General features: G+C 52.3%; 19 protein-coding genes and 1 pseudogene. 7 read left to right on the forward strand and 13 right to left on the reverse strand.

Annotation, left to right across the window (positions count from 1 at the left end):
- Together DFK18_RS14590 and gloA are read left to right on the forward strand one after the other, a co-directional pair.
- A pseudogene (locus tag DFK18_RS14590) lies at positions 1-192 on the forward strand (hypothetical protein); the annotation flags it as partial.
- Positions 176-730 carry a lactoylglutathione lyase gene (gene gloA, locus DFK18_RS14065; protein WP_114418910.1) on the forward strand — a complete coding sequence of 185 codons (555 nt, stop codon included), beginning with the start codon at positions 176-178 and terminating at the stop codon, positions 728-730. The pseudogene DFK18_RS14590 and the gene gloA, both read left to right, overlap by 17 nt.
- Before the next feature lie 22 nt (positions 731-752).
- Here the strand turns inward: gloA and DFK18_RS14070 are convergent, their stop codons facing one another.
- Positions 753-1,073 (reverse strand): cupin domain-containing protein, encoded by a 321-nt coding sequence (locus DFK18_RS14070; protein ID WP_114418911.1) that lies wholly within the window; start codon positions 1,071-1,073, stop codon positions 753-755.
- An 83-nt stretch (positions 1,074-1,156) separates the two neighbouring features.
- On the opposite strand from DFK18_RS14070, the gene DFK18_RS14075 reads away from it, so the two are divergent.
- Positions 1,157-1,750 (forward strand): LysE family translocator, encoded by a 594-nt coding sequence (locus DFK18_RS14075; protein ID WP_114418912.1) that lies wholly within the window; start codon positions 1,157-1,159, stop codon positions 1,748-1,750.
- Here the strand turns inward: DFK18_RS14075 and DFK18_RS14080 are convergent.
- Positions 1,736-2,566 (reverse strand): AraC family transcriptional regulator, encoded by an 831-nt coding sequence (locus DFK18_RS14080; RefSeq protein ID WP_218563970.1) that lies wholly within the window; start codon positions 2,564-2,566, stop codon positions 1,736-1,738. The genes DFK18_RS14075 and DFK18_RS14080 overlap by 15 nt on opposite strands.
- Positions 2,567-2,811: 245 nt before the next feature.
- Here DFK18_RS14080 and DFK18_RS14085 point away from each other — a divergent pair, with 245 nt between their 5' ends.
- Both DFK18_RS14085 and DFK18_RS14090 read left to right on the forward strand, forming a co-directional pair.
- Entirely contained in the window at positions 2,812-3,576 is a 765-nt protein-coding gene (locus DFK18_RS14085; protein ID WP_162299795.1) for a MipA/OmpV family protein, read from the forward strand.
- A gap of 26 nt (positions 3,577-3,602) precedes the next feature.
- Positions 3,603-4,466: a type II CAAX endopeptidase family protein gene (locus DFK18_RS14090; RefSeq protein ID WP_114418914.1), complete on the forward strand. Its 864-nt coding sequence runs from the start codon at positions 3,603-3,605 to the stop codon at positions 4,464-4,466.
- On the opposite strand, the gene DFK18_RS14095 is transcribed toward DFK18_RS14090, so the two are convergent.
- Both DFK18_RS14095 and DFK18_RS14100 read right to left on the reverse strand, forming a co-directional pair.
- Positions 4,452-5,429, reverse strand: coding sequence for a helix-turn-helix domain-containing protein (locus tag DFK18_RS14095; protein ID WP_162299796.1), 978 nt, complete (start codon positions 5,427-5,429; stop codon positions 4,452-4,454). The two genes, DFK18_RS14090 and DFK18_RS14095, sit on opposite strands and share 15 nt — an antisense overlap.
- Positions 5,430-5,446: 17 nt before the next feature.
- Entirely contained in the window at positions 5,447-6,307 is an 861-nt protein-coding gene (locus DFK18_RS14100; RefSeq protein ID WP_114418916.1) for an NAD(+)--dinitrogen-reductase ADP-D-ribosyltransferase, read from the reverse strand.
- 81 nt (positions 6,308-6,388) lie between these two features.
- Between DFK18_RS14100 and DFK18_RS14105 the strand changes: the two genes are divergently transcribed.
- Positions 6,389-7,291: an ADP-ribosylglycohydrolase family protein gene (locus tag DFK18_RS14105; protein WP_114418917.1), complete on the forward strand. Its 903-nt coding sequence runs from the start codon at positions 6,389-6,391 to the stop codon at positions 7,289-7,291.
- Between the two features lie 11 nt (positions 7,292-7,302).
- Here the strand turns inward: DFK18_RS14105 and DFK18_RS14110 are convergent, their stop codons facing one another.
- The 3 genes from DFK18_RS14110 to DFK18_RS14120 all read right to left on the reverse strand — a co-directional run bounded on the left by DFK18_RS14110 (position 7,303) and on the right by DFK18_RS14120 (position 9,781).
- The gene (locus DFK18_RS14110; RefSeq protein ID WP_114418918.1) at positions 7,303-8,112 is read right to left on the reverse strand and encodes a DODA-type extradiol aromatic ring-opening family dioxygenase; all 810 of its coding nucleotides are present in this window, start codon (positions 8,110-8,112) and stop codon (positions 7,303-7,305) included.
- 166 nt (positions 8,113-8,278) lie between these two features.
- On the reverse strand, positions 8,279-9,226 hold the full coding sequence (locus DFK18_RS14115) for a glutathione S-transferase family protein (RefSeq protein WP_114418919.1): 948 nt from the start codon (positions 9,224-9,226) through the stop codon (positions 8,279-8,281).
- Between the two features lie 69 nt (positions 9,227-9,295).
- A complete protein-coding gene (locus DFK18_RS14120) occupies positions 9,296-9,781 on the reverse strand; it encodes a DoxX family protein (protein ID WP_114418920.1) in 486 nt (161 codons plus the stop codon).
- Positions 9,782-9,940: 159 nt separating this feature from the next.
- Here DFK18_RS14120 and DFK18_RS14125 point away from each other — a divergent pair, with 159 nt between their 5' ends.
- A complete protein-coding gene (locus tag DFK18_RS14125) occupies positions 9,941-10,846 on the forward strand; it encodes a LysR family transcriptional regulator (protein ID WP_114418921.1) in 906 nt (301 codons plus the stop codon).
- Between the two features lie 64 nt (positions 10,847-10,910).
- Here the strand turns inward: DFK18_RS14125 and DFK18_RS14130 are convergent, their stop codons facing one another.
- From DFK18_RS14130 to DFK18_RS14155, 6 genes are all read right to left on the reverse strand, one after another.
- Positions 10,911-11,723, reverse strand: coding sequence for a hypothetical protein (locus DFK18_RS14130; protein ID WP_114418922.1), 813 nt, complete (start codon positions 11,721-11,723; stop codon positions 10,911-10,913).
- 109 nt (positions 11,724-11,832) lie between these two features.
- The gene (locus tag DFK18_RS14135) at positions 11,833-12,684 is read right to left on the reverse strand and encodes a M50 family metallopeptidase (RefSeq protein WP_114418923.1); all 852 of its coding nucleotides are present in this window, start codon (positions 12,682-12,684) and stop codon (positions 11,833-11,835) included.
- Positions 12,685-12,823: 139 nt separating this feature from the next.
- Entirely contained in the window at positions 12,824-14,212 is a 1,389-nt protein-coding gene (gene nirK, locus DFK18_RS14140; RefSeq protein WP_218563971.1) for a copper-containing nitrite reductase, read from the reverse strand.
- A gap of 443 nt (positions 14,213-14,655) precedes the next feature.
- Positions 14,656-14,889 carry a GDCCVxC domain-containing (seleno)protein gene (locus tag DFK18_RS14145; protein WP_114418924.1) on the reverse strand — a complete coding sequence of 78 codons (234 nt, stop codon included), beginning with the start codon at positions 14,887-14,889 and terminating at the stop codon, positions 14,656-14,658.
- Positions 14,890-14,909: 20 nt separating this feature from the next.
- Positions 14,910-15,599 (reverse strand): response regulator, encoded by a 690-nt coding sequence (locus tag DFK18_RS14150; protein ID WP_114418925.1) that lies wholly within the window; start codon positions 15,597-15,599, stop codon positions 14,910-14,912.
- 6 nt (positions 15,600-15,605) lie between these two features.
- Positions 15,606-17,210 carry an ATP-binding protein gene (locus DFK18_RS14155; protein ID WP_114418948.1) on the reverse strand — a complete coding sequence of 535 codons (1,605 nt, stop codon included), beginning with the start codon at positions 17,208-17,210 and terminating at the stop codon, positions 15,606-15,608.
- Position 17,211: the final 1 nt, after the last annotated feature.

Here is a 17,211-nt window from a genome sequence, read left to right on the forward strand (position 1 = left end):
CTGTATAATCACCATATTCCGCAGAAAGCACTGAACCATCATCCACCCATTGAAGCAATGAAAGGGTGGCAAGAAAAACGCCCAGAATTATTTCATAAACGGGTTGTTAATCATGCGGGACCCGACAGCTATAACAGTTTTGAAAGGCTGATCCATTCAAGTACGAGGAGAAAGCATGAGCCGCCATTTTGAAGAGGCCCCCGGCCTGAACGAGCAAAGAGATCCGGCCACTAACGAATTCGTCTTCAACCAGACGATGCTGCGTATCAAAGACCCTGAAGTCACCCTGGATTTCTATACCCGAGTCATGGGGATGACCCTGGTGCGTAAGCTGGATTTCCCGGAGATGGAATTCACGCTCTTCTTCCTGGCTGCTCTCAAGCCTGAAGACGTGGAAAACTGGTCAAAGGATACTGATGAACGTACCCGGCAAACCTTTGGTCGTCCGGCGATGCTGGAGCTGACTTACAACTGGGGCAGTGAAAAAGATCCTGAGCTGCAGTACCACAACTGCAATGATGAGCCCAAAGGCTTTGGCCATATCGGTTTTGCAGTTCCCGATCTGGATGCAGCCTGCCAGCGCTTTGATGAGCTGGGCGTCAGCTACGTCAAACGCCCCGAGGATGGAAAGATGAAAGACATTGCCTTTATTCGCGACCCCGATGGCTACTGGATAGAAATCTTCGAACCCGCGCGCCTGCCGCAAGGACTCAAGCAACACCTGGGTTAAAATTCGGGTTTACACAGCCGCCTCAGGGATAAAAGATCGCCAGCCAGATGGTGGTTTCTCCGGCGGCTGTCCAGGCAACCCGGTGTCGGGTATGCCGGGGTAGCTCAAGATAATTTCCGGCTTTCAGAATGACTTCCCTGCCATCTTCATAGGCAATACACCCCTCTCCCTGAAGCACCAGCACCCATTCGTTTTCTTCCTGGTCATACCAGCCTTCTTCGGGTGAACTCTGACCGTAGGACAAAATCCGCTCAATTCTGACACCTTCACTGGTCAGCAGCTCTTCAAATATTTCCTGCTCGGAGGCAGCAGGCACCCGGGAAAAAATATTGGCCTTGGACATAAGCAATAAAAACCTCAATTTTGTTCAATCCAGACAGGAAAGGAGTCATTAAACTGGCTGGCATTCTGTTTTGGAGTTCAACCATGAGTCTATCCCTGATTGCATCCATGTCCATTTTTGCTTTGGCCGCCTCCATCTCACCGGGTCCGGTGAATCTAGTCTGTCTCAGCAGCGGCACCCGCTACCCCCTGTTTCAGGGACTGGTATTCGTGACCGGAGCAACCCTGGGATTCATTGCACTCTTCATCGCAGTGGGGCTGGGCCTCTATTCCCTGATGCTGCAATTTCCGCTTTTGCAGGAGGTGCTGCGCTGGGCCGGGGTGGCCTTTCTACTCTATTTAAGCTTGCAGCTGGCCAGGGATAACGGCGAGCTGCCCAGTGCGGAAGGACGCCCGGCACCGGGCTTTTGGACAGGTGCCCTGATGCAGGCCTTGAATCCCAAAGCCTGGTTAGCTGCAGCCTCGGGGATCGGGGCCTATACCTCAGGCCAGGGGGTTGAGGAATTACTGGTTTTTACCGCCCTCTATTTACCCATCTGCTGGCTGTCCCTGGCTTCCTGGGTTTATGCCGGAGCCTTCTTGCGCCGTCATATCAGCCAGCCGCGTAACCTCATGCTGCTGAATCGCCTGCTGGCCCTGTTACTGGCAGCCACCTGTCTGTATTTAATCCTGGAGTAAAGCCTGGCGGTACTGGTTGGGTGTCGCCGCCCAAAGTCGCTTGAAGGTGCGCTGAAAATGCGCCTGGTCTGAGAAACCGGCCAAGAGCGCTGCCTCGGCAATCGGCTGCCCTTGTTGCAGGGCCTGACGTCCCCGTTCAACACGGCGGTTGATCAGGTAGGCATGGGGCGTTAACCCCAAGTGCTGGCGAAACACACGAATCAAGTGACCTTCACTGTAACCCGATACCCGACAAAGGTCCTCCAGAGAGACTTCCAGGGATGCGGAAGCATGCAGATAGGCTTCTACCGCCAACAAACCCTGGGGTTTGCTGGCTGGGTTGGTCACTGGCTTTAAATCCGGCAAAAGCCGGGCAAGAAAAGCCACTAGCTGCTGCTCTTTTTCTTCCACCGCCACGGTTACATCCACCAGGGTTTCAGCCACTTGGCACATAGCCGCATGATGCTGAGAGGCTCGAAACACCGGAGTGGAAAAATCCTCCCACACTGGTTGATCCAACCCGCCCAGCTGAAAGCGCAACTGGGCCAGCCAGTCCTTATCCACATAGAGCATCCAATAGCCCCAGGCAGAAGAAGTCAGGGGATTGCAGGCATGCACCCATTCGGGGTTGATCACCACCAGATCACCTGTCTCGATTGCATGAGTTTGGCCCGCATAACAAAAATCACTGCGGCCACGAGTAATGGCACCCAAAGACCACTGGCGATGGCTGTGGGGTGCATAACACAATCCTTGGCCCGCCTGGAGTTGGCGCAGTTCAACAAAGGGCAGACGCGCATCTCGCCAAAAAAGAGGCTTATTCAGTGTTCCCGACACGGACTTCTCCTTTAGATGGAAGGGCTCTTCACCAGTGGGCAAGGATAAAAACAACCTGATCAAGCCCCTTTACCGGGCCAGGCTAGCAGGTCACTGGCCCCGTCTATTGAACAAAATTGAGGTCTTCGCTTTTTTACAATTTCTTCAGGTTCTCCTGGCCTAACCTGCCCCACGATTGCTGGATGAAACATTGCTATTCATCAGACAGCAAGAAAACCGCGTTAACCCATCAGGAAATCCCGAAGATGTCAGTCCTTTCTAAATCCCCATTCTTGCTGGCCATTCTTGGCTGGATAACCAGCTGCTCCCTGGCTCTGGCCGAAGAACCAGGGTCACTGCAAGTTCAACTGGGTTTGGCCAGCTCGGCCAATACCAGTTTTTATCAGGAAGTCGGCAAAGAGTATTATCTCTTTCCACTTGTCATTGCCGAATACCAGGCATTTTATCTGCGAGGCACTCACGGCGGCTATCGTTTTTACGAAGGCGATGCTGGACAGACCCTCGGCTTGGAAATTAGACGCACTTTTGATGGTTATGCCGGTGAAGATGCCAAGTATCTGAACGGCATGAATGAAAGGAAGGCGGCCTGGGAAGCTGGCCTGGCCTACCAAACACCCTGGCTCGGAGGTGAGCTGAAAGCCCAACTGCTCCAGGACATCAGTGACCGGCATCAAGGTCTGTCAGCCCGAGTTGAGTTTGAACGTCTTGCCTGGATGAATTCCTCTCATCTACTAACCTGGTATGTCGGCAGTGAATACTGGGATACCCGTAAAACCGAATATTACTTTGGTGTGGAAACCCTCGAGACACTTCCCCATCGCCCCAGCTACCGTCCCGAAGACAGCTATACCGGCTTTATTGGCACCAATTTTTTCAGACAACTGACCCCAAAACTCACCCTGATTATCAGTGGTGAATACCTGCTTGCCAGTTCAGCCATTGCCGACAGTCCGCTCACCACTCGTGAAGACCAGTGGTCAGCCTATGGCGGTATTTTTTATCAATTCTAATCAACTTCATCAGGAAATTAATCATCGTGAACCCATCAACTCATTCAAGATTCACTTATCAACCTAGCGCCTACTTTCTGGCAGTACTGATCAGCACCACCCTGCTTTGGGGCCTGGGCGGCTACATGAGTTTCACAACCCGGTGGGTTGATTACTATATGCTCCCCTTGCTTCTGGGACTAATGATGCCTGCTGTTTTCGCAGTGGTATTTATTTGGCGACAAAAAAGCCAACCGATGAAGCAGGATTTTCTTTATCGAGTCTTCAGTATTCGTTTGATTCGGCCCCGGGTATTTATTGGATCTCTCTTGATCATGCCTTTTTCCGTGATCATGGCCATTCTTCTTTCTCTGGCTCTGGGAGGCTCTGCCGAACAATTTCAATTCTCTGGCGCTTTCTCTTTTAGCACCGGCTTTGTACCGGTATTAGCGCTTTTTCTTCTTGCGGCTGTTTTTGAGGAGCTGGGCTGGCGGGGCTATGGGTTTGAAAGTTTGGAAAAAGACCGCAGTTTTTTAAAAGCCTGCATAATTTTTGGTATCCTCTGGTCCTTATGGCACCTTCCCTTGCTGGCAGTCAATGACTCCTATCAATATAAAATTTACCAGCAAAACCCCTGGTTTGCTGCCAATTTCTTTATAGGCACTGCTTTGATGGGCATCCTGGTTTCTTGGGTTTGTCACATTAATAACCGTAGCATCCTGGCTACTATTGTCTTTCATTTTGTTATTAATTTGTCGCAGGAAATGTTCAGCATGACCCAGGAAACCAAATGCTTACAGACACTGGTTCTTGCGGTAATAACAGGCATTATTATTTTTGTGCAAAAACCTCTGTTTCTCAACAAGCCTTCTGGCCCAGAATTTAATCAAAATCCTTTACCAATAAAATAACTGGCTGGTTTCCCCGGCATGGCTTTTCAGGTAGGCACCTGGGGTCATGCCGGCAAAGCGTTTAAAATCACGGATAAAATGAGCCTGATCAAAGTAGCCACAATGATAAGCCAGCTGGGTCAAATTAATAGGCTGCTGCTCTTCTATGGCTTTTTGCAAGAGTCCGTGAGCATATTGAAATTTAAGGTTCGTCTGCATTTTTTTGAAAGACATGCCATAGATTTCCTGATACTGCTTTTGCAGCCAACGCTCGCTTTTATTGAAGTAGTTAGCCTGCTGACCCAGGCTTCCATTCAAATCAGGCAAAGAAGTAAACAAGCGTGAACCAGCATCAAGTGTGGATTCTCGGGAAGCGAGCTGCTTGAGCAGATACTCTTCTGCAATCGCAACCAGTTGCAAGCCACTGACGGCTGCTTCCATTCTTTCAAGCATCAGGCTGGCTGAAGTCGCCCCTAGCAAATCTGCTAATTGCAAATCCTCCTTCCAAACTTCTTGTGGTGATATTTGAAACAGCTGATAAAGCGTATTCGGAAAGAGATCTATTTTAAGATTTTTAATTGGGCGACAGGTCCGTTTACTGGGAAGCTGATAGATATCAAACCAGCTTCCCAACCCCTGCTTCACATAGGTTCGCTTTCGAATAGCCCTGGATTGCGAGGAAGCCCGGGCAGAATCAAAAGCAAAAAAGCCCTGGTCATCCTTGACCTCACTCAAGTCGCCGTAGAACTCAAAATACAACTGCGTCATTATTGTGGGGTAGGCACGGGTAATAAAGTGGGCTTCTTGCTCATAGATACAGCCAACCGAATAGGTGTAGCTGGCAACAAAGGGAACAAGCTGCTCGTGCCGAGGCTGACAGCTGCCGTAATCAGCCCAGGATTGACCACCCTGAGACTCAGCCAGACGTTCCAGCCTTTCAGTTTCACTCATTAAACCCGGTGGGTCCGGCTCAAACCTGTTCATAACAACAACCTCTCCAGTCATCGCTGCAGGTAGGTTCGATAAACCCCGCCGATGACCAGGTATTCCTCTTCCCCTTTGAGGATATTGGGTAAGAGGTCCGGAAAGTAAAGCAGCTTGGCGGTGGGTACACGGGTTTCCAGTATCCAGTCACCAAAGCTGCCAGCCAGTTCCCGGTCACTACTGAAGGAGTTGAGATTGTTCAATAACAGCAGTTCTGCGCCCTCTTCCCCCTGCGCCAGCCGATCCCGATCGGGGATGTTATTAACCCCGCGATAAAGCAGCCAGTGGTGTTTCTCCGGCCAGCGCCGAGCCAATTCATACTGGCAGTAGGTATAGAGTAGATCCAGCTGCGACTCGAGGGCATTGGCGTTATACAGCCCCCGAGCCACATCTGCCTGATAGGCTGCATAGCTGGCATCTTCATAGTCCTTAAGCAAGCCACCATGGTAGCGCGTTAAAAGACCGAAACGTGATTCCACCCAGCGTTTGAGGACAGCCGCTTCGATTCCATCCGGGTTAAACATCCAGCCCCGCAACAGCCGCAGATAATCGGCCTTGGCCCGCTTGCGGCGCTGACTGGCCGGATCAAAACCCGCCTCTTCAACCTGATCCAATAAAAAGGCAGAACTCATATACTGACGAAAATGCAGGCCGCGCTCTTCCGGGGAATCCAGGCGATCCAGGGCAGCAAAGAGTTGGCGATTAAGGGGAAGAACACTATCCAGTTGCAGTTCGATGGGTTGCATCTGGAAAGTCAGGCTACCCAGGATCACACTGGGCAGATTACAGCGATTCAATGGACTGCGAGCAGAGGCAGGCAGGGTAGCGCGGCCTGCAGCCAGGTCAGACAGGGTGTTGCGGTGGATCAAGACGGTCATGGCCCTATCAGTTATCATCCCAAGGATTCAAAAGCCTTAGGATAACCTGATTCAGGATCGACGCCAGGAGAAAATCGCGCAATGCTTGACCGACAACAAAGATACCGAGGCAGCCTCTTGGGACTGGCTGCCGGTGATGCGCTGGGAACCACCCTGGAATTCCGCGAACGTGGCAGCTTTAAACCCCTGACGGACATGATCGGCGGTGGCCCTTTCTTTCTCCAGGCCGGGCAATGGACCGATGACACCTCCATGGCCCTGTGTCTGGCGCATTCGCTTCTGGAAAAACAGGGCTTTGATGCCGATGACCAGATGCAACGCTACTGCGCCTGGCGCGACAAGGGTTACATGAGCAGCAATGGCCGCTGTTTTGATATCGGGGTGACGGTTTCTGAAGCCATCAGCCAGTACCTGGCCACCGGCAATCCCTATTCGGGCTCGACCAATCCCTTTTCAGCAGGTAACGGTTCCTTGATGCGTCTGGCTCCCGTGGTGATGTATTTCAGCCCTGATGCTGAAAAAGCCCTGCATTACGCAGGCGAGAGTTCACGTACGACCCACGCAGCCAAGGAATGCATCGATGCCTGCCGCTATTTTGCCGCACTTTTACATACGGCTTTTGCCGGTGAAGTCAGCAAGGAAGCCTTGCTGGCCACCGACCTCTATACCCCGACCAGCAAAAAGGTAACTGCCATTTCCCAGGGCAGCTATCGGGATAAAAGCCGGGATCAGATCAAGGGCAGCGGCTATGTCATTGACTGCCTGGAAGCTGCGCTCTGGTGTTTCTTGAACACGGATTCGCTGGAAGAGGCTTTACTGCTGGCCGCGAATCTGGGTGATGATGCCGACACCACGGCAGCCGTTTGTGGTCAACTGGCCGGGGCCTGGTATGGTGAAGCCGGTCTACCCAGCCACTGGCTGGAAAAGCTGACCCAGGCAGAAGAGATTGGCCTGCTGGCCGAACGCCTCTGCAAGAGTCAGTAAAAACCACACGATCAGACTGTTCGCTGCCAGTAGAACATGCCGGAATCCTTGCCGATAATCCGGGCCGGAAAACTCAGTTCACGGGCTTTGCCAGCCAGGCCATAGCAAACATGCAGGGGCAGCAGATGCTCCTCACGCGGATGACAAAAACGTGCTGAGGGGGCTGCTTCCCAGTTCACCAGGCGTTCACGGCGCTCGGCTTCCGTCAGTTCAGTCGAACCACAGGTTTCTTCCAGCCAGGTTTCAAAAGCCTGGTTGCGGGCATCAATTTCCGGATTTCCCCGCATAAAAAAGGCCCCCATGTTATGGAAAGAAAACCCTGAACCCACCACTAGCAGACGCGGGTAATCCACTTTTTGCAGCGCCTCACCCAAAGCCAGATGGGTTTCTGCATCCAGGTTATTGACCAGAGATAGCTGAATACAGGGAATATCCGCCTGCGGATACATCAGCTTCAAAGGGACAAAGAGACCGTGATCAAACCCGCGCTCTTCATCCAACTGCACCGGGATGCCGGCAGTCTGTAAAGCTGAATATACCTGCTGCGCCAGCACGGGCTCACCAGCACAGGGATACTCGATTTCATAGCTCTCTGGTGGAAAGCCATAATAATCATAAATCAGTGAAGGCTGGGGGCCAGAGGTAATCGTAGCCACCTTTTCCTCCCAATGGGCACTGACCACCAGAATCGCATCCGGTTTTTCCAGGGTTGCAGCCAGATTTTGCAACTGGCTCACCATCTCCTGGTGGCCAGGATCACCCAACAGAGGCATCGGCCCACCCCCGTGAGAAATATAAACCACATCAGTTGTCTGACTCATAAACAATGACTCCTATAATGGCGTAGGGAGCTTCTGATTAACGTGATGAGCGCAGGTTAGGCAAGGCGAAATTGAACGAAAAAGCGGAGTTTACAGCGAGTAAATGAGCATTATGAGATCAATTTCAACGCAGTATTAGCAAGCGCAATAGTTAATCAGAGGTTTCTTAAATAGAATCTGGGCCCAAGGGCACTATCCCACCGGGATTCAAGGCCTTGATTGAATAGTAGCCTGCCTTGATGTGATCCAGATTCACCACCTGGCGGATCTCGTCCTGGGCCAGAAGGCGGTGCATATAGGCATGCAGCCTCGGCATTTCTTTCAACTGGTTGCGGTTACATTTGAAAAGACCATAGTAGGCGGCATCAAAACGCACCAGGGTCACAAAAAGACGAATATCCGTTTCGGTCAATTGCTCACCAAACAAGTAGGAACGACCGTCACCCAGACGTTCTTCCAACTGATCGAGCGCGGCAAAGACTTTTACATAGGCCTCTTCATAGGCCTTTTGACTGGAGGCAAAACCGGCTTCGTAAACTCCGTTATTCAGGTCGGAATAGAGGTAAGCATTCAAAGCTTCGATTTCTTCAGCCAGCGGGGTTGGATAAAGATCCGGCCCCTCATCCACCAACTCCGAAAAGGCCGTATTCAGCATCCGTAGGATATCGGCTGATTCGTTATTCACCAGCTGGCCGGTTTTCTTATCCCAAAGCGCAGGAACCGTGGCCCGACCACAAACCTCCGGGTCCGACAGGGTATAGAGTTCGTGCATGTAACGAACTCCCTTGACGGGATCTTCATCGGCACCCGGGTAGCCACCAAATTGCCAACCCTGATCAGTCAAACGCGGATTGACCACACTCACACTGATAATGTCTTGCAGGCCTTTGATTTCTCTTGCAATCAGAGCGCGAGATGCCCAAGGGCAGATATAGGCCACATAAAGATGGTAACGCCCTTTCTCAGCCTTGAAGCCTCCCTTGCCCGTCGGTCCTGGCTCCCCATCCGGAGTAATCCAGTGACGAAACTGCGAAGTCTGGCGTAAAAAACGCCCGTCTTCATCCTTTGACTGAACCGGCTGCCAGTTCTCTTGCCATACACCTTTGACTAACATTTTGCTCTCCTTCAAAGTGCTGCCCCCTGAAGGGCAGCAACCTTGGAATCTAATTGTCACGATCAGGATTTAGTGGTTTGCACTACCCAGATCTGCTGCCTGTTGCTTGCCACCCAGAACCTTGGCCAGCTGGGAATCCAAAGCCAGACTACCGCCGCCCAGGAAAGTCAGTGCCAAGGTAGCGGCAAAGAGACTCAAGCCAAATTCATAACCGTTATTGGCCATAAACAGCCCGTTTTCAAAATGCACTGCAAAGATAGCAACCAGCAGGGTAAAAGCGGATACCAGCGCAGCAGGACGTGTCAGCAGACCAATAATCAAAGCCAGTCCGCCAAAGAACTCGGCACTACCGGCCAGCAAAGCCATCAGATAACCGGGCTCCAGACCGATACTGCCCATCCACTGCCCGGTTGCTTCCAGGCCATAGCCACCAAAGGCACCAAACAGTTTTTGGGCACCGTGCGCCAACAGGATAATCCCGACAGGAACACGCAGAAACAGAGCACCCAGACCGGCTTGGCTATTCAAAAGAGTTAAAAGCTTGGCAGTATTCATCGTCGTCACCTCAAATCGTTTCAGGAAAAGTGCTTCTGAAGTCTTTACCTCAGAAGATGTGCTTAGATTACTATCGCCAAATCAAAAGAATAACCGGCTAACTGTTGCTTAATTATCAATGATTCATTGATAATAGAAAAAACGCTTGAGGGCAATTCGATGGATCGTATCCAGGCCATGCGCAGCTTTATCTGTATCGTCAATGAAGGCAGCTTTACACAGGCTTCCGAACGCCTTGACCTGTCCCCGCAACTGGTCAGTAAATATGTTTCCCAACTGGAGGAACACCTGGGCGTACGCCTGCTCAACCGTACCACCCGCCGCCTTCATCTGACCGAAGCCGGAGAAGGCTACTATCCACGGGCCAAACAGTTGCTAAACGAACTGGATGATCTGGAAAACCAGCTGACCGATTTGCAAACCGAAACTCGTGGACGCCTGAGAATCAGTGCCCCGGTTTCCTTTGCCATCCGTCACCTGGCGCCTTTGGTCAGTGCTTTTCAAAAGCAGCACCCGGCGGTCAGCATTGATCTGCAACTCAATGACCGCAAGGTTGACCTGGTCGAGGAAGGTTTTGATCTAGCCTTGAGAATCGGTCATTTACAAAGTTCCTCCCTGATAGCCAAACGTCTGGCTCCCGTTCGCCTGGCCCTCTGTGCCTCTCCGGAATATCTCGATACCCAAGGCCGACCCCAGGAACCTGCTGATCTCAATCAGCATCGCTACCTGCGCTACAGCTACATGAATCTCAGTCGGGAAGACAGCCTTTACCCCTGGCTACAGGGAAGGCACGAGGATCGTCAGGGAGAGGTCACCAGCAATAATGGCGATGTACTCATCGAGGCTGCGCTGGCCGGCGCGGGCATTGCACTGCAACCCACCTTTATTGCCGGCCAAGCTCTTCAGGAAGGTCGCCTGGAACGTGTCCTCCCCGAATACGAACCGGCCTCCATGGGACTCTATGCAGTCTATGCCCACCGCAACCTGCTGGCCGGAAAAATCCGCCAGTTTATTGACTTTATGGAAGGCTACTTTGGAGACCCACCCTATTGGGACAGGTTTTGAATTAAAAAAACCGGAGCCGGTTTTTGTTGGCTCCGGTAATAATTCTGAATACTAAAAAGCTCTTTTACGGGCGCTTAAACTTCAGCGATTCGCCATCATCAATGCTGCCGTTCTTGTTATCGTCGAACTGAAGCGTCATCTCATCACCCGACACCTGAGCGAAAAAATCCACCTGCTGCTGAAGGGCATCGGTAAAACCCGTGGTGCCATTGTTATCAAAATTAATGGTGACCGTTAATTCACCGGTCGAGGCATCCCGAGAATAGCTGCCCATTTCCATTCCGGATTCCTGACCCGCCTCTTCATAGGGTGTTTTTTCGTCAACTTCTAAATGCACATAGGTACCATCAGCAAAAAAGACAAAACCCAACAAGTCATCATCAGTCAGTTCTGAAATCCAGGGACCCTGAAGCCCCTCAGCTGAGGTTCGGGTAAATTTAAGGGATTCTCCGGAGTCGATGGTGCCATTCAAATTATCATCAAACTGCATAGTCAATTCATCCGATTCCACCTGGGCATAAGCCTTGGTTTTGCCATTCGTGGCATCAGTAAAGCCTGTATCAGCATTATTGTCGTACGTCTGACTGACTGTTAATTCACCGGTGTCAGCATCCCGAGAGAAGGTGCCCCATTCCATCCCCGACTCTTCGCCTGTTTCGTCATAGGGTGTTTGTTCATCAACCTCAAAGTGCAAATAGGTTCCATTGGTCAAGAAAACCAGAGCCAGGAGTTCATTATCTGTGGCATCCGTTGACCAAACCCCGGCAATTTCAGCCGTACCTGAATCACTGGCTGATTCACTGCCATCATCCTCTTCAAGGCAGCCCACCAGAAGAAAGATCACACATAAAACCAGCCCCCAGTATAAATGTCGCATACTGCACCCCACTTGTAGCTTATAAATAGACAAACTGCCATTTGAACCCTAGCAGCTAAGCAGACATTATGCTTTTTTGCAGAATAAATGCGGGTAGGTATAAAGCGTATTAACGCCGGAAGAACAGCCGCAGGACTAGCAGGGGCAAAACCAACAGGACATTGAGACCGATCACCAGCAAAAGTACCGAATAGATGACCGAATAGCTGCTTGCCAGGTTGGTCACCCAGAGGGTATCCACTTCCCCCTTGCTGATCAGCGTCACAACACTGATCAATACAAAGACCATTACGATCACCACAAACCCCTGCAAGGCACCCTGGATATCAGCAGGGCTCAGGGACATGCTGCTTCCCAGGGTAAACAGCAGATAAAAGAAAACCCAAAACTGCCAGGAGAGCAGTTTTTCACGGGTAAACAGGTCGGAAAAAAGCTGGGTGAAGGCGAGTTGCACTTCAGAGAGGAAGGCTACGAAAGCAGCCCATGAAGACAAGCTTTCATGGCTGATAATCAACTGCTGAAAAGGAGCAAAGAAGGTCTCGGAAAACAGCCAGTAGGCTGCCGCGTAAACAAGAAGGCTACCCAGAAGCAGAGGCCCGATGCCGATAAAGAAATTGCCCGTGCTGGCCCAGAGGCTATTGGGGTTATAAGAATGGCTGACATAACCCAGCACCCCGGTTTGCGGGTCAGGATTAAAAAGCTCGATTTTATCGATGCGATGACCAAAAAGCGGACACATCAGCGCATGGCCTAACTCATGCAACATGGTGCCCAGACCACCAAAGAAAAGCAGATAGGCTCTACGCCCGAATAGCGTCCAGGCATTAACCTCGACCAGCTTGTGCACATAGTGCAGCAGCAAGGCTAGTAGCAGACCCGGCCCCATCAGGATAAAAAGATAGATAGCCGTCATTTTCACAACACTGCCCAGAAAACCCAGAGCAGTTACTACCCAATCCATGCTGATTCCCTATCTACTAAGAAGCAGGCAGTGTAACCCTTGTTCAACGACTGGAAGACGACCTTAATCAAAAAGCATTAAAAAAACCCCTGATCCGAGGATCAGGGGTTCCATCACGTGTTTAAAAAGCTGGTTCTATTTAGTGGCCGCTAAGCTCCTTGCCGTGGGCATCAAAAACCTCCTCGTCGGCTTCACCTTCAACAGTGAGAAAACCGGCCAGCCCTCTTTCCATCCGCGATAGCGCATGGTCTACCAGGATATATCGACCCGGATAGTCCACCTCGAATTCCACCATGCTGGCACCGCCAGGGGCAACGCTGGTGGTTTGAATATTGTGCAAGGGCGGATCGGTCAATGCCCCTTCATCATAAACACGATCAAAGATCTCACCGATAACGTGAAAAGATGAGGTCGCGTTAGGTCCACCAACACCAAAGAAGATCCTCACCGTTTCCCCTACCTGGGCCGTCATTTGATGGGTGGTTTTCAGGGCATTCACCGAACCGTTGAAGACCATGTATTCAAAATCTTCATCCAGAAGCTTGTCGATGGAAAAGGAGAGTTCACCGGTGGTTCCAAATTCTTCTGCCGTATACAGCTCGCCCTGCATGACGTAGAACTCCCGATCCACTTCAGCTAAGCCGCCTTCCGGCTCGACCAGAATCAAACCATACATGCCGTTGGTAATATGATGCGCCACCATGGGGGTTGCGCAGTGATAGACATAAAGGCCTGGTTGCAGGGCTTTAAAGGTAAAGCTCTCCGTGGTACCCGGCGAAGCCTGGGTGACAGCCGCCCCACCACCAGGTCCGGTTACCGCATGAAAATCCACGGAATGGATCATAGTCGAGCTTTGCGGATTCTCCAGATTGACCGTGACGGTATCGCCTTCACGAACCCTCAGGAAAGGGCCAGGCACCGTGCCATCAAAGGTCCAGAATTTGTAGCTGGTGCCATCATCCAGTTGGCCCACTTTTTCAATCGTTTCCAGGGTGTATTCATGATGACGGGGACCACGATCACCGATGGGATCAGGTAAATCCATGGGTGAAAGTGTCATATCCTCGGCATTGGAGGTTAAAGCCTCCTGACCTTCACCGACAACCAGCATGCCTTCCATTCCGGCTGCGCGGTGACCCGGCACCGAACACCAGTAGGCAAACTCACCTTCCTGATTAGCCCGGAAGGCCAGTACACTACTCGACCCTTGACCGGAGACCCGGTCCGAACGGGCATCATTAAAGTCGGGAGCCACCACATCATGCAGAGCCCCGTCACCATTGATCATGTTGATCTGAACCATCGCCCCCTGCGGCACCCGCAAAGTCGGGTTGATTTCACCATCAATAGCACCGCCCTGGCCGATATAGACCAGACGTCCATCAGCAACAGCGGTTCGCAGGGTAAAAGTGATATCCGGCGTGTATTGGGCAGAGGAAGAATCAGCTGCCAAACTCATCGTCGGCGTTAGCAAGAGCGCTGCTGCCAGCAGCAGATAACTGAAGTAAATAGCTATTCTTGTTTTCATGGACAACCTCATTTGGAGAACCGGAAAGGATTGCAGTGAGTGGTCAAAACCGAGCAAGGCCTGAGAAGATGCCACTAGCCGTTTTTCTTTAGGGTGGAAGGTGATTGAAAACTGCTTTGGCGTGGCTGCCTACTCAGTGGAGCCTGGTTACACGACTAGTAGACGAGCAGGCGAGAAAGCAACCTTTTGCCGGAAGTCTCTCAGACGGGTTGTTTTTATGCTCATAACTCTAAAGTCTAAGTCTGGCGGGGCCTGCTTCTATGCAGTTAAAAATCACTGTTTAGCTGAATGCGACGAGGAGATTTCAAAAATAGAGACCGGCAAAAGCCAGGTCGATAAAGGCTGGCTTCGCACTACACGCCGCCGTGAATGGACGCGGCTGGATTACAGCAGGAAGGTAAGTGGGTTCACCCGCAGCGTAAAAAGAATGCAGCCGGTTGCAATCAGTCCTGGGTGCCTGGCGAGGAGCAGCAATCCTGATCCTGCTGAATCGGTGGGCAGGGGTGGCTGCCATAAGAGCAGAAAACACAGCAATCACCGGGATGAGGTTTAAGCAACTGGCCACAGCCTTCGCATTCATAAAAATACTGGCAGGAGTCCGTGGGCATGCTTTCAGTCTTTTCATGACCGCAATGGGGACACTGGATCCTGGACTCAAGCACCACTGAAGTTGTCATGGAAGGCACCTCCCTCTTCTCTAAAGATTTCGATAGCGGCGTTCAGGGCGACCTACCGTACCATAGGTAACCTCGGCAACTACCTCTTCGGCAGTGACCAGGTATTCCAAATAACGGCGCGCTGTGGTGCGCGATGCGCCAATTTGTTGGCCCACGGCCTCGGCACTCCAGTCGCTGGTGTCCTGAAACACCTTGCGAATTTTATCCAGAGTCAGGGGATCGATGCCCTTGGGCAGGCGGGATGGAGACTGAGCCGGTATCTCTGCCTCGGGCGCTTGGCGCGGCAGCAGGGCATCGACTTCTTCCTGGGCAACGCGATTGAGGTTATCCAGGGTCTCCAGGTGCTGGCGATAGCGTTGAATCGCCGCCTGCAGGCGCTCAAACACCAGAGGCTTGAGAATGTAATCAAACACCCCGCCCCGCAAAGCAGAACGCAGGGTATCCACCTCCTTGGCTGCAGTGATCAGGATGACATCGCTGGGTTGATCACCGGCCCGCAGTTCGCGCAGCAACTCCAGACCGCTGCCATCGGGGAAATAGACATCCAGCAACACCAGATCGGGCTGCAGGATAGCCACCTGTTCCCGGGCGTCGGCCAGAGTGGAGGCCAGGCCGCAGAGTTCCACAGCCTCCAGGCGTTCGACAAAGCGTCGCTGAATTTCTGCAATCTGCCGATCATCTTCGGCAATCAATAAGCGAATCGGCTTCAAAACTAACTAACCTCCACTTTTCCCCAAAGGGGCAGCCATCGGGGGAACCTTGGGTAAGTAAAGTGTAAACCGGCTTCCTGTCGGTTGCAGGGATTCTACAGTGACCGAGCCACCCCAGCGTTCAACCAGCTGGCGAACCAGGTAGAGGCCAATACCGCGATCTTCACCAGGCTTGTTACTGTAACCCCGCTCAAAAATACGTTCCTGCAGGTCTTCGGGAATACCCGGCCCCTGATCCTCTATCTCGAAAATCAAATCATGGCCCAGGTCGGTCATGCTCAGGGCTACGCGACCGCCCTCGCCCTGCTGCTGGCGGGTGGCATCCAAAGCATTGTCCAAAAGATTGCCGAGAACGCTGACCAGTTGATCGCGGGGCAGTTTGTCGGGCAAATCCGCCATTTGGCTATCCGGATCAATCACCAGCTTGAGGCCCATTTCCCGTGCATGGTTGTATTTACCCAGCAGGCAACCGGCCAGCACCGGATCAGGCACGGCTTCGAGTAAAAGGTGAATCAAGGCCTGGTGATCACTGACCTCATTGCCGATCAGGGCCAGAGCCTGCTCGTTGGCACCGATCTGGATCAGCCCGGCAATGGTATGCAGTTTGTTGGAATATTCATGCGTCTGGCTGCGCAGGGTATCGGCATACTGCTGTATTCGGGTCAATTGACGGCTGACCTGATCCAGTTCATCACGCAAACGGAAACTGGCCACCACGCCGATGGTTTCCTCCCCCTGCTTGACGGGTAGACGGTTGACGATCATCTGGCGACCCTGCAGCCAAACCTCTTCATCAAAGGCCGACTCCCCGGTTTCCAGCGCCTTGAGCAGTCGGGTATCCGGCAGAATGCGTTCGATTGGCTGACCGGCCAGACGGGTTTCCGGGTCCAGCCCCAGGGTCTGGATCGCCGTGCGGTTAAAGGTGGTCACCAGTCCCTTGCGGTCAATGGCGATAATGCCTTCGCGTACCGATTGCAGGGTGGCATCCCGCTCCTGGAAGAGCACCGCAATTTCTTCAGGTTCCAGCCCGAAAATCGCTTTCTTAAAGCGCCCGGCGATGATGATCGCCGCCACCACACTGCCGAGCAGCATCAAGCCCATCACGGCATAGAGCACCAGGTTATAACGCTGAATCACCGAGAAAACCTGATCCAGGGAATACCCAACCGAAACGATGCCGATAATCTCGCCGCTGTCCAGATCAAAAATCGGTGCCTTACCCCGCATGGACACCCCCAGGCTGCCGTGAGCCCGAGCCACATAGGCTTCCCCGTCCTGCAAGGCAGGAGTGCCCCTATCACCGTCATCATCGGCCATGGAATGACCCAGACGCTCCGGATCAGGATGAGCCAGACGAATCGCCTGGTGATCACCGATCACGATAAAAAGGGCTTCATTGGTCTTGGCCAGGCGCTCGGTCAAAGCCTGGAGTGTGGGAGTATCTCGCTCCTTGACCCCCTGGATGATGGCCGGCATACCCGCCAGGGTTTTCGAGACCATCAGGGCACGCTGGCCGATCTCATCATAGAGGGAATCACTCAGGTAATAACCGGCAAAACCACCGATCAAACCGGTTTGCAGGGCGCTGACCAAACCCAGAAGGATAATCATC

This window comes from Marinospirillum perlucidum, assembly GCF_003336805.1.
In the GTDB taxonomy this organism is placed as follows: domain Bacteria; phylum Pseudomonadota; class Gammaproteobacteria; order Pseudomonadales; family Halomonadaceae; genus Marinospirillum; species Marinospirillum perlucidum.